The following is a 13,465-nucleotide window of genomic DNA, read 5'->3' as shown; positions in this document are numbered from 1 at the left end:
CCACCTGCCACTGACCCACCCCATCATCGACGTCACGAGAGAAAGAGGAACCGACATGGCTCTGCTCGACCTCCAGGGAATGGAACTGCCGGCCGCCGAGCGTACCGGTGGTGGCAGCAACGCCAGCCTGCTGCTCTGCGGCGACAGCTCGCTGAGCGTCACCACCTGCCACTGACGATCAGTCGCTTGGCCCCGGGCCGGCTCACGCCGGTCCGGGGCCCGCGCCCGTGGGAGGCCCGATGACCCCCGCCGACCGGCTCGCGTTGCGCGCCGTGGCGTTCGCCGGCTGGTGGACGCCGGTGCTGGCGGTGCTCGCCGTCACGGAGGCGGCGGCCCAGCTCGCGCTTCCCGCCGTGCTGGGCCGGGCGGTGGACGCCGCCGTCGACGCCGCGCCGCAGTCCCCGCCCGGCCGGTGGCTCGCGGTGGTCGTCGCCCTGGTGCTGGTGCTGATCGGCGCGCGGGCGGCCCACGACTACGGCACCGGCGCGGCCGGCGCCCGCTCGGTCGCCGCGTTGCGGCACGCCCTGATCCGCCACCTGTTCGCGCTCGATCCGCGCACCGTGGGCCGCCGGCCGGTGGGTGACCTGGTCGGCCGGCTGGTGGGGCAGGTCGCCGACGCCGGGCAGGCCGCCCCGACAGCCGTGCTCGCCGGCAGCGTGCTGCTGCCACCGCTGGGCAGCCTGGTCGCGCTCACCCTGCTCGATCCCTGGCTCGGCCTGACGTTCGTGGTCGGGCTGGTGCTGCTGGCCGTGCTGCTGCGGCGGTTCGTCAGCGAGGCGTCCGGCGCCATCGCCGGCTACCAGCGGGCCCAGGGCGACCTGGCCGGTCGACTGGTCGAGGCGCTCGCCGGGGCGCGGACGATCACCGCCGCCGGCACCGCCGGGCACGAGGTCGAGCGGGTGCTCGCGCCGCTGCCCGAGCTGCGCCGCCACGGCCTGCGTACCTGGCGGGTGCTCGCCGGCGCGGCGGCCCGGGGCGCCCTGCTGAACCCGCTGCTGCAACTGGCGGTCGTCGCCGTCGGCGGCTGGTCCCTGTCCGCCGGTCGGCTGACACCCGGGGAACTGCTGGCCGCCCTCCAGTACGCCACGATCGGCGCCGGACTGGGCGCCGCGATCGCCGCCGTCAACACCGCCGTGCGGGTCCGCGCCGGCTGCGGTCGGGCCGCCGAGATCCTCGACGAGCCGCCCCGCCCGCCCGGCGGCCGGGACCTGCCGCCCGGGACGGGCCGGCTGGAGCTGAGCGGCGTGGAGGTCCGCGACGACGACGGGCGTCCGCTGCTCGACCGGGTCGACCTGCGGGTGCCCGGTGGCACGCTGCTCGCCGTCGTCGGGCCGTCCGGCGCCGGCAAGTCGCTGCTCGCGGCCGTCGCGGGCCGGCTGCGTGACCCGGACGCCGGCGAGGTACGCCTGGACGGCGTGCCGCTGCCGGAGTTGACGCCGACCGCGCTGGGCCGGGCGGTCGGCTACGGTTTCGAGCGGCCGGTGCTGGTCGGTGACACGGTCGGCGCGGCGGTCGGCTGCGGCGGCGACCCGGTGCCGCTGGCCCGCGCCGCCGAGGTCGACGACGTGGTGCAGCGGCTGCCCGAGCGGTACCGCACCCCGCTGGCCGGGCTCGCCCTCTCCGGCGGCGAGCGGCAGCGCCTCGGGTTGGCCCGCGCGCTGCGCGCCGAACGGCTGCTGATCCTCGACGACGCCACGTCCAGCCTGGACACGGTGACCGAGCACCGGGTGGTGGACACGCTCACCGGCCGCGACGACAGGCGTACCCGGGTGGTGGTGAGCCACCGGGTCGGCACCGCGGCCCGCGCCGACCTGGTGGCCTGGGTGGACGGTGGCCGGGTACGCGCGGTCGCCCCGCACCGGGAGTTGTGGGACGACCCGGCGTACCGGGCGGTGTTCCGGTCGTGAGCACCGTCGGCGCGGTGGTCCGCGCGGAGCTGTCCACGCGACGCCGTCCGCTGCTACGGCTGGCCGGCTGGTCACTGGCCGAAGCGCTGCCGGCGGCGTTGAGCGGCCTGCTGACCGCCCGGGCCGTGGACGGCGGCTTCCTGGCCGGCCGGCCCGGTGTCGGGCTGCTCTGGCTGGGCCTGCTGGCGCTCGCGGTGCTGGTCGGCGCGCTCGGCACCCGGCAGGCGTACGGGCTGCTGGGCGACGTGGTGGAGCCGTTCCGGGACGACCTGCTGCGGCGGGTCGTCGCGGGCACGCTGGCCGGCGCGAGCGACGGACGGGTCGACGACGCGGCGGTGACCCGGCTGACCCACCAGGTGGAGATGGTCCGGGACACCTGGGCCGGCCTGCTGATGGTGGTCCGGGGCTTCGTGTTCGCCGCCGGCGCGGCCGTGGTCGGCCTCTGTTCGCTGGCCGTCCCGGTCGCGCTGCTGGTGACCGTGCCGGTCCTCGTCGGCCTGCTGCTCTTCGTCGCGGCGTTGCCGGCGATGGTGGCCCGGCAACGCGACTACGTCCGGGCCGGTGAGCGGCTCGGCCGGGACGCGGTGGTCGCCGTGAGCGGCCATCGTGACGTCCTGGTCAGCGGCACCGGGGACGGGGTCGTCGACTGGCTCGGTGGGCACGTCGACGCGCAGGCGCGGGTGGAGCGGCGGCTGGCGACCATGGCCGCCGCGCGCAGCCTGAGTCTGGCCGTCGGCGGGTGGCTGCCGGTGCCGGTGCTGCTGCTGGCCGCGCCGTGGCTGCTCGGGCGCGGTCTCGGGGCGGGCGCGCTGCTCGGCGCGCTGGTCTACGTCGTGCACGGCATCCAGCCGGCGCTGCACACGCTGTTCCAGGGGGTGGCGGCCGGCGGCCTGCGTTTCGTGGTCACCCTCGACCGGTTGCTGCGCACCTGCGTACCCCCGGGGGAGAGCGACGGGGCGACGGCGGCGCCGCCGCCCGACCCGGCCGCGCCCGCGCTGTCGCTGCGGGCGGTGACCTTCCGGTACGGGCCGCACGCCGCGCCGGTGCTCGACGGCTTCGACCTGACCGTGCCGGCCGGCGATCACCTGGCGATCGTCGGCGCGAGCGGGATCGGCAAGTCCACGCTGGCGGGGCTGATGGCCGGCGTGCTGCGCCCCGACTCGGGCACGGTCCGCGTCGCGGGCACGCCGACCGGCGCGGCGACCCCGGCCGAGCTGGCCGCCCGCCGGGTGCTGATCCCGCAGGAGGCGTACGTGTTCACCGGCACGGTCCGGGACAACGTCCGCTACCTGCGGCCCGACCTGGACGACGCGACGATCAGCCGGGCGGCGGACCGGCTCGGCCTGGCCGAGCTGGTGGCCCGGCTCGGTGGCCTCGACGCGACGCTGCGGCCGACCGGGCTGTCCGCCGGGGAGCGCCAGCAGGTGGCGTTGCTGCGGGCCTGGCTGTCGCCGGCGCCGTTGCTCATCCTCGACGAGGCGACCTGCCACCTGGACCCGGCCACCGAGGCGCGCCTGGAGCTGGCGTTCGCCGCCCGGCCCGGCACCCTCGTGGTGATCGCGCACCGGATCAGCTCGGCGGTGCGGGCCCGGCGCGTGCTGCTGCTCGACGGCGGGCAGGCCCACCTGGACAGTCACCACGGGCTGCTGGCCGGTTCGGCGGCGTACCGGGAGATGGTGGGTTACTGGGAGGGTGGCGGCGACCGGTCAGATCCAGCAGGACTCCCGGGCGGTCCGCACCGCTTCCCAGCGGGTCCGGGCACCGGTCTTGGCCATGATGTGGGAGAGGTGGTTGCGGACCGTGCCCGGTGAGACGCCCAGCTTCTGGGCGACCTCGCGGACCGGCAGGCCCTCGGCGACCACGTCCAGCACCTCCCGCTCCCGGGGGGTCAACGGATTGTCGGCCATCTCGAGCGCGGCGACGACCAGGTCCGGGTCGAGCACCACCTGACCGTCGGCGATCTGCCGGACCCCCTCGGCGATCCGGTCGGGCGGCACGTCGTGGTTGAGGAAACCGATCCACCCGCGATGCTCGGCGAGCATCGCGCGCAGCCGCCCGGCCCGCCGCTGGTCCACCAGCACCAGCAGCCGGCCGCCGTGGCTGGCGTCGGCCGCGGCGGCGAGCCGGGCGAGCTGGTTCACCGGTACGACGTCGACGTCGACCACCGTGACGTCGGGGCGTTCGCCGAGCAGCGCGGCCCGGACGGCGTGGGGAGTGTCCGCCTCAGCGACCACGTCGATGTCGCCCTGGGCGGTCAGCAGGTGGGCGAGCGCGCCCCGGACCAGCCGTCCCTTGAGCGCGAGCAGCGTGCGGACCATGTCGACTCCCTGCCATGACCCCCGTCTTCCTGACCTATCGTGAACAACTGATAACCAGCCGTCAGGAATCTTATTTAAGTCACTGTGCCGACGACACCCGGTGTCGGCCTGTTGTCAGATCCAGCCGGCCTCCTGGGCGCGTTGCACCGCCTCCCAGCGGTTCCGGCCACCGGTCTTGCGCAGCAGGCTGGACAGATGGTTGCGGACCGTCCCGGGAGCGAGGTGCAGCACCGCGGCGATCTCCCGGCTGGGCAGACCCTTCGCGGCGGTGGCAGCCACCTCCCGTTCCCGCTCGCTCAGCGGGTTGACCACGGTGTCCAGCGCGGCGACGGCGGTCAGCGGGTCGATCGCGCGGCGCCCCTGGGCGACGGTCCGCAACTGGGCGAGCATCTCCTCCGGTGGCACGTCCTTGGCGACCACCCCACGCACGCACAGTTGCAGCACCAGTCGCAGCACCCGGGCGCTCGGCCGGTTCGTCAGCACCACGACCGCGCAGTCCGGCGCGGCGGCGCGCAGCGCGGCGACCACCGTCGCCGGCTCGTCCTGCGGGTTGAGGTCGAGCAACGCCAGGTCGGCGCGGCGGCACAGGTCGACGGCGCCCGTGTCGCCCTCGGCCACCACCTCGAAGTCGGCCGCCGCCGCGACCACCCCGGCCACGAGCGTCCGGCACAGGCCGGGTGCGCCGAGCACGGCGACCCGGCTCGCGGGTGCCGGACCGGTCGGTGACTCGCTACGAGTATCACTCACGGGACTACTGTGCCCGACCCGGCGTGACCGGTCACCCCCTGCCCTGCCCGTTCGCCCGACGATCCCGCCATGTGGTTACCCGGGCGGGCGCTGCGGGGCCGGGCCGCCGTCAGCGTCCGAGTGCGACGGCCAGCCGGCGGACCGCCTCGTCCATCACCTCCGGCCGGGCGGCGGCGTAGGTGAGGCGCAGGTGCGGCGCGGGCGGTTCGGCGGCGTACCAGGGCCGTCCGGGGAACACGGTGACCCCCTCGGCGGCGGCCCGCGTGGTCACCGCGACGTCGTCGGCGCCGTCCGGCAACCGGACCCACAGGTGCAGGCCGCCGCGGGGGACGTCGGGCGGGGTCAGCGCCGGCAGGTGGCGGTCCAGCGCCGCGAGCAGCGCGTCCCGGCGGGCCCGCAGCTCCTTGCGCAGCGTACGGCGGTGCCGGTCCCAGGCCGGCGCGGCGAGGAACTCCAACGTGGCCTGTTGCAGCGGCCCGGCCACGAAGAAGTCGTCGAGCAGCCGGGCGGCGCGCAGGCGTTCCCCGGCCGGCCCGCGCGCGGCCAGCGCGGCGATCCGCAGGCCGGGCGCGGCGGGCTTGGTCAGCGAGCGCAGGTAGACCACGTGCCCGTCCGGGTCGTCGGCGGCCAACGGTGGCGGCGCCTCGCCGTCGATGGTCAGGTCCCGGGCGTAGTCGTCCTCGACCACGAACGCGCCGGCCTCGCGGATCGCGGTCGCCACCTCGGCCCGCCGGGCGGGGCTGAGCGTCGCGCCGTGCGGGTTGGCGTGCAGCGGCTGGCAGTAGAACAACCGGGCGCCGGTGCGGGCGAACGCGGCGGCGAGCTGGTCGGGGCGGACCCCGTCGGCGTCGGCGGGCACCGGCACCACCCGCAGCCCGGCGGCGTGCGCGGTGGCCAGCGCGCCCAGGTAGGTGGGGGACTCGACGAGCAACGTTTCGCCGGGCTCGGTGAGCGCCCGCAGGGTGGACGCGAGCGCGGCCTGCCCGCCCGGGCAGATCACCACGTCCTCGGCGCGCAGGCCGCCGCCGGTCTCCCGGGCGAACCAGGCCCGCAGGTCGGTCCGCCCCTCGACCGGGCCGCGTTGCCAGGCCGCCGGCTGGCGGGCCGCGCGGGCGAGCGCCGCGCCGAGCGCGGCGACCGGCTGGAGTTCCGCGTCCAGGTAGCCGCCGGTCAACGGGATGGCCCCGGCCGGCGGTAACGCCAGGAGCGCCTGCATCTCCTCGCCGCCGGAGCGCCGGGAGCCCAACGCGACGGTCTGCCAGGACAGGTCCGGGCGGGGCGGCTCGACGCGCCGGGCCGCCACGAACGCGCCCCGCCCCGACCGCGTCTCGACCAGCCCCTCCGCGACGAGCCGCCGGGTCGCCTCGGCGACCGTCACCGGGGAGGCGTGGTGGTGGGCGGTCAGCTCCCGCACCGACGGCAGCCGCGTCCCGGGCGCGGCGGCCCGCACCAGCGTACGCAGGTGGTGGACAACGCGGTCGGTAGCGCTACCATTGTTCATGACGGACCAGAATAGCGCTACTGAACCCACGACGGTAACGGCCCGGCCGGGCGCCGGTGTCGCGCTCGGCGCGCTGGGCGTGCTGGCGTTCAGCATGTCGCTCCCGGCCACCCGCGTCGCCGTGCACACGCTCGACCCGTGGTTCGTCGCGTTCGGACGGGCCGTCGGCGCGGCGCTGCTCGCGGCGGCGTACCTCCGCCTGACCCGGGCCCCGCGCCCCACCCCGGGCCAGTGGCGGCGGCTGGCCGTCGTCGCGCTCGGCGTGGTCGTCGGTTTCCCGCTGTTCACGTCGCTCGCGCTCACCACGCAGACCTCCGCGCACGGCGCGGTCGTCGTCACCGTGCTGCCCGCCATGACGGCGGTCTTCGCGGTGCTCCGGGCCGGCGAGCGACCGCCACCGCTGTTCTGGCTCGCCAGCGCCGCCGGGCTGGCGCTGGTGCTCGCGTTCCTCGCCACCGGCGGTTCGATGCGCGGCACGCTCTCCCTGGCGGACCTGTTCCTGCTCGCCGCCGTCGTGCTGTGCGGCCTCGGGTACGCCGAGGGCGGCGTGCTGGCCCGTCAGCTCGGTGGCGCGCGGACGATCTGCTGGGCGTTGCTGCTCTCGCTGCCGGTCACGATCCCGGTCACGGCGGTGGCCGCCGCCGCCCACCACCCGCGGGCCGGTGCCGCCGGCTGGACCGCGTTCGGCTACCTCACGCTGGTCTCGATGTTCCTCGGCTTCTTCGCCTGGTACGCCGGGCTGGCCCGGGGCGGCATCGCCAAGGTGGGGCAGATCCAGCTCGTCCAGCCGGTGCTCACGCTGCTCTGGTCGGCGCTGCTGCTCGGCGAGGCGATCACCCCGGCCACCGTCGCCGTGGCCGGGGCGGTGCTGGTCTGCGTGGTGCTCATCCAACGCACCCGGAGCGCCGCCCGCCCCCGCGACCACACCCCGCCCCACCCCGAACAGGCCGTCCAGCGGTAGTGCTCGCGCCGCGTTCCGGCCCCGGCCGGTGGGGTCGGCTACGCCGGAGTGTCGAGCGTGCTGATCAGGTGCGCCACCCGCTGCCGGATCTCGTCGCGGACCTGACGGACGACGTCCAGCGACCGGCCGGCCGGATCGGTGAGCTGCCAGTCCTCGTAGCGTTTTCCGGGGAACACCGGGCAGGCGTCGCCACACCCCATGGTGACGATGACGTCGCTGGCCTCGGCGGCGTCCCAGGTGAGCCGGGCCGGCGTCCGGTCGGTGATGTCGATGCCGACCTCGCGCATGGCCTCGACGGCGACCGGGTTGATCCGGTCGGCGGGTTCGCTGCCGGCGGAGCGCACCTCGACGGCGTCTCCGGCGAGGTGGCGCAGCCAGCCGGCGGCCATCTGGGAGCGGCCGGCGTTGTGGACGCAGACGAACAGGACGGTGGGTTTGTGACTCATCGGGCTTCGGTCTCCGGGGCGAGGTGGGGCACGACCACGGCGTCGGCGTCGTCGCCGGCGTGGGGATACCAGAGGGCGAGCGCGGCGACGGCGACCAGGCCGCCGACGACCTGGGCGACCACGAAGCCGGGCACCGAGGCCGGGGCGATGCCGGCGAACGTGTCCGAGAACGCCCGGCCGACCGTGACGGCCGGGTTGGCGAACGAGGTCGACGACGTGAACCAGTAGGCCGCGCCGATGTACGCCCCGACCGCGGCCGGCGCGGCGGCGGTGCGGCCGGAGCGGGCCAGCGCGAAGATCAGCAGGACCAGGCCGGCGGTGGTGACCACCTCGGCCAGCCACAGGTGCCCGCCGCTCCGGTCGGTGCGGGACCAGGCCACCGCCGGCAGGTCGAACATCAGGTGGGCGAGGACGGCGCCGGCTGTCGCGCCGGCGGTCTGGGCGATCGCGTACGCGGCGAGGTCGCGCCCGGTCAGGCCGGTGCCGGCGCGGCGGCCGAGCCACCAGTCGACGGCGGAGACGACCGGGTTGAGGTGCGCGCCGGAGACCGGGCCGAACGTCAGGATGAGCGCGCCCAGGGCGAGGGCGGTGGCGATCGCGTTCTCCAGCAGTTGCAGCCCGGTGTCGGTGGGGGACAGCCGGGTGGCGGCGATGCCCGAGCCGATGACGGCGGTGACCAGCAGCGCGGTGCCGGCGAACTCGGCCGATGCCCGCCGGGACAGCGGGAGGCTCACCCCGGGTGCCCGTCGCCGGCGGCGGCCGTGATCTCCAACAGCGCGCCGAGCTGCCGGAGCGCCTCGGGCCGGACGCGGTACCAGACCCAGGTCCCGCGCCGGTCGGCGTCGACCAGTCCGGCCTCGCGGAGGACCTTGAGGTGGTGCGAGATGGTCGGCCCGGACAGGTCGAAGGCCGGGGTGAGATCGCAGACGCAGATCTCCGGCACCGAGGCGATCATCGACATCAGCCGCAGCCGGATCGGGTCACCCAGCGCCTTGAACAGGGGCGCGATCACCGCGGCCTGGTCGGGCCCCAGGGGGCGGGCCGCGATCGGGGCGCAGCAGGCGACCGCGTCCCGGGCCGCTTGTTTTGACATACGTCTAGCTTGACAGATGTCAAAACAGCAGGCAACCTGAGGGCTGCTTCGACAGTCATCTAGACAAGGAGAAAGTCGCCATGTCCCGAGTCCAGCTCGCACTGCGCGTGTCCGACCTGGAAGGCTCCGTCGCGTTCTACGCCAAGCTGTTCGGCGTCGAGCCGGCCAAGCGTCGCCCCGGCTACGCCAACTTCGCCATCGAGAACCCGCCCCTGAAGCTCGTCCTCCTCGAGGGCGAGGCCGAGCAGCCCACCGCGCTGGACCACCTGGGCGTCGAGGTGCCCAGCACCGACGAGGTCGACGCCGCCACCCGTCGCCTGACCGACTCCGGCCTCGTCACGCTGGCCGAGAACGACACCGAGTGCTGCTACGCGTTGCAGGACAAGGTGTGGGTGCGCGGCCCCGGCGACGAGCGCTGGGAGGTCTACACCGTCAAGGCCGACTCGCCGCGGCTGGAGAAGCCCGCCGAGAACGCCTGCTGCGCCCCCGCCTAGGAGCGGTGCAAAAAACCTGCAAACGCCAGCCCTTGCCCTGAGCGAAAGCGCTTTCTTACGATTGCGTCACATCGATGTTTCATTCGCGGGCCGGGCGCCGCGAATGGATGGAAATCGCTGGTGACGCGGTCGATCGTGTCGCCGCAATTCACCTTTCCTGTTCGGCGGCAGCCGGTCGATCCGGCATGCGCGAAAACGAATCGAGGCGTCCATGGAACGACCAGTCACACGGCGAATGCAGGCCACGTTGGCCACGGCGGCGGTGGGGGTCGCGGTCGCCGTGGCCATGCCGACCCCGCAGGCGTCGGCGGCGGCCGGGACCGCCACCGGCTTCGCGACCCAGAACGGCGGGACCACCGGCGGCGCGGGCGGGCAGACGGTGCGCGCCACCACCGGGACCGCGATCCACGCCGCGCTCTGCAACCGGGCCAGCAGCAGCACCCCGATCACCATCGAGGTCTCCGGGACCATCAACCACGGCAACACCAGCAAGGTGTCCGGTTCGAGCTGCAACACCGCGGACGGCGTGATCGAGCTGAAGCAGATCAGCAACGTCACCATCATCGGGGTGGGCAGCGGCGCGGTCTTCGACCAGCTCGGCATCCACATCCGCGACTCCCGCAACATCATCATCCAGAACGTCACGGTGCGGAACGTCAAGAAGTCGGGCTCGCCCACCTCCAACGGTGGCGACGCCATCGGCATGGAGAGCACGGTCCGCAACATCTGGGTCGACCACGTCACGCTGGAGGCGTCCGGCGGGGAGGCGGAGGGCTTCGACGGCCTCTTCGACATGAAGGACGACACCCAGTACGTGACGCTGTCCTACAGCATCCTGCGCAACTCCGGCCGCGGCGGGCTCATCGGCTCCAGCGAGAGCGACCGGTCGAACAGCTTCATCACGTTCGACCACAACCTCTACGAGAACATCGACTCCCGCACGCCGCTGCTGCGCGGCGGTGTCGCGCACATGTACAACAACCACTACTCGGGGCTGCACGAGTCCGGCATCAACTCCCGCGCCGGGGCCCGGGCCAAGGTGGAGAACAACTACTTCCGCAACTCCAAGGACGTGCTCGGCACGTTCTACACCAACGAGCGCGGCACCTGGCAGGTCGGCGGCAACATCTTCGACAACGTGACCTGGTCGGCCCCGGGCAACGAGAACTACCCGGCCGGGCCGAACCCGACGTCCACCACCACGGTCGCCATCCCCTACTCGTACCGTCTCGACGGGGCGAGCTGCGTGCCGGACATCGTCCGCCAGACGGCGGGCGCCAACACCGGCCTGCGGACGTCGGACGGCAACTGCACGCCGCAGTCCCCGCCGCCGACCACGCCGGCGCCCACCACGCCGGCGCCGACCACGCCCGCGCCGACCACTCCGCCGCCGACGACCACCACCCCGCCGCCGCCCAGCGGGACCAACCTGAGCCTCGCGTCCGGCGCCGGCGCGGACGGTTCCAGCAAGGCCGACGGCACCAGCTACGGCAACGTGCGCGACGCCAACCTCAGCACCTGGTGGTCGCCGTCCGGTTCGACCGGCACCATCTCGATCAAGTGGGGCTCCGCCACCCGGGTGTCCCGGGTGATCATTCGGGAACCGGCCGGCACCCAGGGCTCGATCGGGTCCTGGCAGCTCGTCAACAACGACACCGGCGCGGTCCTCGCCTCGGGGAGCGGAGCGGGTGCGATCAGCTTCGCCGCCACGTCGCTCCAGAAGATCAACTTCAAGATCAACAGCTCGAACGGTACGCCGAGGGTCGGCGAGTTCGAGACGTACGCGAGCTGAGGCCGGCGTGGGGGGGGGGGGGGGGGCCCCCCCCCCCCCCCCCCCCCCACCTTCTCAGAGGGTCAGCACCACGGTGGAGATGCTGCGGGCGCCGACGTTCACGGAGACCTGGTTCCCGTTCACGCCGACCGACTGGCTCGCCGCGCTCGCGTTCTGCGAGGTGGCGACGTACTCCGCCTTCGACACGTTCTGCGGCGCCTGGATGACGGCGTTGTTCACCGCGCTGGTCGAGCGGTTCAGGATGACCAGCGTGACCTTGCCGTCGCCCTGGTAGGCGGTCACCTCCAGCGGGGACGCCTTCGAACTCTTCGTCAGAGCGACCCGCTGGTAGCCGGGACGGACGTACTTGGCGAACTGCGAGAACGCGTACCCGCGCTTCAGCGGCGCGCCCGCCGTCGTGCCGTACGCGGCCTCGCCATCACCGATGAACGAGTAGTAGCGCTTGCCGTACCACCAGACGTAGGCGCTCCAGTTGGACTCCATCGACTTGTGCACGGTGCGCATGATGTCGTCCAGCGTCTCGTTCCAGACCGCCGCGTTGCTGGGGTTGCCCCAGATGTTGGAGCCGCTGCCGTCGGCCTCGTGCAGGTTCCACTCGGTCATCCACACCGGCTTGTTGTACTGCTGGGCCAGCGTGTACGGCTTCAGCCGGCCGGACGCCTCGGTGCCGTAGAGGTGCCCGCCGATGTAACCGATGTTGTTGCGGGCCGCCGCGTCGTTCAGCGTCGGGTCGGTGTAGCCGTAGTTCAGGTTCACCGCCTCGGCGACCATCAACTTGGTGTTCTGCACCTTCGCGCCCTGCTCGCGCACGAAGGTCTGCAACTCGGTGCCGCTCCAGTCCATCGAGTCGTAGTCCGGGTGCCAGTCCGGCTCGTTCTGCACCGAGGTGACGTCGATGGTCACGCCCTGGTTGCGCATGTACTGGACGTAACTGTTGAGGTGGTTGGCGTAGTCGTCGTAGTAGTCGGTCTTCAACTTGCCGCCGTTGGTCCGGCTGTTGTTCGTCTTCCAGGCCGCCGGCGCCGTCCAGGGTGACGCCATGATCTTCACGTTCGACCCGTACGACTTCGCCGTCTTCAGCGCGCTGACCTGCGTACCCCACTCGCTCGACACCGGCGACAGGCCGGTGCGCACGATGGACAGGCCGAGCTGGTTGGGGCCCAACCCGACGAGCGTCTGCGTCTCCGCCGTCGACCACGCGCCACCCCAGATCGACACCGCCGCGCCGAACCCGTCCACGGTCTGGTACTTCGTGGCGGTGTTCACCGTGATGTCCGCCGGCCCGTTCGGGGGCGGCGTGGACGGCGACGACGTCGGCGTCGGCGTCGGGGTGGGCGAGCTGGTCGGCGACGTGGTCGGAGCGGTGCCGCCGGTGCAGGTGACCCCGTTCAGCGCGAAGCTGGTGGGGGCCGGGTTGCTGCTGGTCCACGCGCCGTTGAAACCGAACGACGCGGTGCCGTTGGTGGGGATGGAACCGTTGTAGTCGACGTTCTTGGCCGTGACGTTCGCGCCGCTCTGGGTGACCGTGGCGCTCCACGCCTGGGTGACGGTCTGACCGGCGCCGTAGGACCAGGTGAGCGTCCAGCCCGAGACCGGGTCGCCGAGGTTGGTGATGGTCACGTTGGCGCCGAAGCCGCCCTGCCACTGCGACGCCACCGCGTAGTTCACCGAACAACCGGCCGCGGCGGCCCCGGCCGGCATCGCCACGGCGGCCGCCGCCGAGGCGAGCAGCACCGTGCCGGCCGTCACCAGCGCGGTACGGGGCAGTCTGAGTTTCCTCATCGAATCTCTCCTCGTCCGACTAGCGCTGGAGGGTCAGCAGACCCGGCCGGTACGGCAGCAGGCCGTAGTCGCCGCCGGAGTTGGTGGCCCGACCCTGGTAGAGCAGTTGCAGGTTGCAGGGGTCGACGGTGAAGGTCTGGTCGGCGGTGGTGCGGATCAGCTCGCCGTGGCTGATGTCGTTGGTCCAGGTGGCGCCGCTGTTGGCCTTGCCGGCGAACGGGTTGCTCTCGGTGGCCGCGTTCGGCGTCCACGAGCCGTTCAGGCTGGTCGCGGTGAAGGACCGGAAGTAGCGGCCCTGCGCGCCGATGGCCTCGACGATCATCAGGTAGCGGGTCTGGCCCTGGAGTTTGTAGACCTGGACGGCCTCGAACAGGTTGTTCGTGCTGTCGCTCATGATCGTCGTGTAGTTCGAGCCGAAGTTGCC

14 protein-coding genes are annotated in these 13,465 nt (G+C 73.6%); 6 read left to right on the top strand and 8 right to left on the bottom strand.

Annotated elements, in window-relative coordinates; translation table 11 throughout:
• Nucleotides 1–55: 55 nt before the first annotated feature.
• From ACLQ2W_RS33055 to ACLQ2W_RS33045, 3 genes are all read left to right on the top strand, one after another.
• On the top strand, nucleotides 56–175 hold the full coding sequence (locus ACLQ2W_RS33055) for a SapB/AmfS family lanthipeptide (RefSeq protein WP_343447480.1): 120 nt from the start codon (nucleotides 56–58) through the stop codon (nucleotides 173–175).
• A 64-nt stretch (nucleotides 176–239) separates the two neighbouring features.
• Nucleotides 240–1,907 carry an ABC transporter ATP-binding protein gene (locus ACLQ2W_RS33050; RefSeq protein WP_425791731.1) on the top strand — a complete coding sequence of 556 codons (1,668 nt, stop codon included), beginning with the start codon at nucleotides 240–242 and terminating at the stop codon, nucleotides 1,905–1,907.
• A complete protein-coding gene (locus tag ACLQ2W_RS33045) occupies nucleotides 1,904–3,718 on the top strand; it encodes an ATP-binding cassette domain-containing protein (RefSeq protein ID WP_425791729.1) in 1,815 nt (604 codons plus the stop codon). Before ACLQ2W_RS33050 ends, ACLQ2W_RS33045 begins: the two co-directional genes overlap by 4 nt.
• Here ACLQ2W_RS33045 and ACLQ2W_RS33040 read toward each other — a convergent pair.
• The 3 genes from ACLQ2W_RS33040 to ACLQ2W_RS33030 form a co-directional block, all read right to left on the bottom strand.
• Entirely contained in the window at nucleotides 3,614–4,225 is a 612-nt protein-coding gene (locus tag ACLQ2W_RS33040; protein ID WP_425791727.1) for a LuxR C-terminal-related transcriptional regulator, read from the bottom strand. The two genes, ACLQ2W_RS33045 and ACLQ2W_RS33040, sit on opposite strands and share 105 nt — an antisense overlap.
• 114 nt (nucleotides 4,226–4,339) lie before the next feature.
• A complete protein-coding gene (locus ACLQ2W_RS33035) occupies nucleotides 4,340–4,972 on the bottom strand; it encodes a LuxR C-terminal-related transcriptional regulator (RefSeq protein ID WP_425791725.1) in 633 nt (210 codons plus the stop codon).
• A 109-nt stretch (nucleotides 4,973–5,081) separates the two neighbouring features.
• A complete protein-coding gene (locus ACLQ2W_RS33030) occupies nucleotides 5,082–6,473 on the bottom strand; it encodes a PLP-dependent aminotransferase family protein (protein WP_425791723.1) in 1,392 nt (463 codons plus the stop codon).
• On the opposite strand from ACLQ2W_RS33030, the gene ACLQ2W_RS33025 reads away from it, so the two are divergent.
• Nucleotides 6,472–7,434, top strand: a complete 963-nt coding sequence (locus ACLQ2W_RS33025; RefSeq protein WP_425791721.1) for a DMT family transporter — start codon at nucleotides 6,472–6,474, stop codon at nucleotides 7,432–7,434. The genes ACLQ2W_RS33030 and ACLQ2W_RS33025 overlap by 2 nt on opposite strands.
• Nucleotides 7,435–7,472: 38 nt before the next feature.
• On the opposite strand, the gene ACLQ2W_RS33020 is transcribed toward ACLQ2W_RS33025, so the two are convergent.
• The 3 genes from ACLQ2W_RS33020 to ACLQ2W_RS33010 are packed head-to-tail and all read right to left on the bottom strand — an operon-like array spanning nucleotide 7,473 to nucleotide 8,973.
• Nucleotides 7,473–7,880: an arsenate reductase ArsC gene (locus ACLQ2W_RS33020; protein ID WP_425791719.1), complete on the bottom strand. Its 408-nt coding sequence runs from the start codon at nucleotides 7,878–7,880 to the stop codon at nucleotides 7,473–7,475.
• Nucleotides 7,877–8,614: an aquaporin gene (locus tag ACLQ2W_RS33015; protein ID WP_425791717.1), complete on the bottom strand. Its 738-nt coding sequence runs from the start codon at nucleotides 8,612–8,614 to the stop codon at nucleotides 7,877–7,879. The genes ACLQ2W_RS33020 and ACLQ2W_RS33015 overlap by 4 nt, the downstream gene beginning before the upstream one ends.
• Complete coding sequence (locus ACLQ2W_RS33010; RefSeq protein ID WP_425791715.1) at nucleotides 8,611–8,973, bottom strand: ArsR/SmtB family transcription factor; 363 nt, start codon at nucleotides 8,971–8,973, stop codon at nucleotides 8,611–8,613. Before ACLQ2W_RS33010 ends, ACLQ2W_RS33015 begins: the two co-directional genes overlap by 4 nt.
• Nucleotides 8,974–9,053: 80 nt before the next feature.
• On the opposite strand from ACLQ2W_RS33010, the gene ACLQ2W_RS33005 reads away from it, so the two are divergent.
• Together ACLQ2W_RS33005 and ACLQ2W_RS33000 are read left to right on the top strand one after the other, a co-directional pair.
• Entirely contained in the window at nucleotides 9,054–9,467 is a 414-nt protein-coding gene (locus ACLQ2W_RS33005) for an ArsI/CadI family heavy metal resistance metalloenzyme (RefSeq protein WP_425791713.1), read from the top strand.
• Nucleotides 9,468–9,678: 211 nt separating this feature from the next.
• Nucleotides 9,679–11,259 (top strand): pectate lyase family protein, encoded by a 1,581-nt coding sequence (locus ACLQ2W_RS33000; protein ID WP_425791711.1) that lies wholly within the window; start codon nucleotides 9,679–9,681, stop codon nucleotides 11,257–11,259.
• 54 nt (nucleotides 11,260–11,313) lie between these two features.
• Here the strand turns inward: ACLQ2W_RS33000 and ACLQ2W_RS32995 are convergent, their stop codons facing one another.
• On the bottom strand, nucleotides 11,314–13,041 hold the full coding sequence (locus ACLQ2W_RS32995; RefSeq protein WP_425791709.1) for a cellulose binding domain-containing protein: 1,728 nt from the start codon (nucleotides 13,039–13,041) through the stop codon (nucleotides 11,314–11,316).
• A 19-nt stretch (nucleotides 13,042–13,060) separates the two neighbouring features.
• Nucleotides 13,061–13,465: non-reducing end alpha-L-arabinofuranosidase family hydrolase (locus ACLQ2W_RS32990; protein ID WP_425791707.1), on the bottom strand; the 405-nt coding region annotated here is incomplete at its 5' end.

Source organism: Micromonospora sp. DT227 (genome assembly GCF_049841835.1).
GTDB lineage: Bacteria > Actinomycetota > Actinomycetes > Mycobacteriales > Micromonosporaceae > Micromonospora.
Note: the sequence above shows the minus strand (reverse complement) of the source record. Positions and strands in the feature narration are given on the sequence as shown.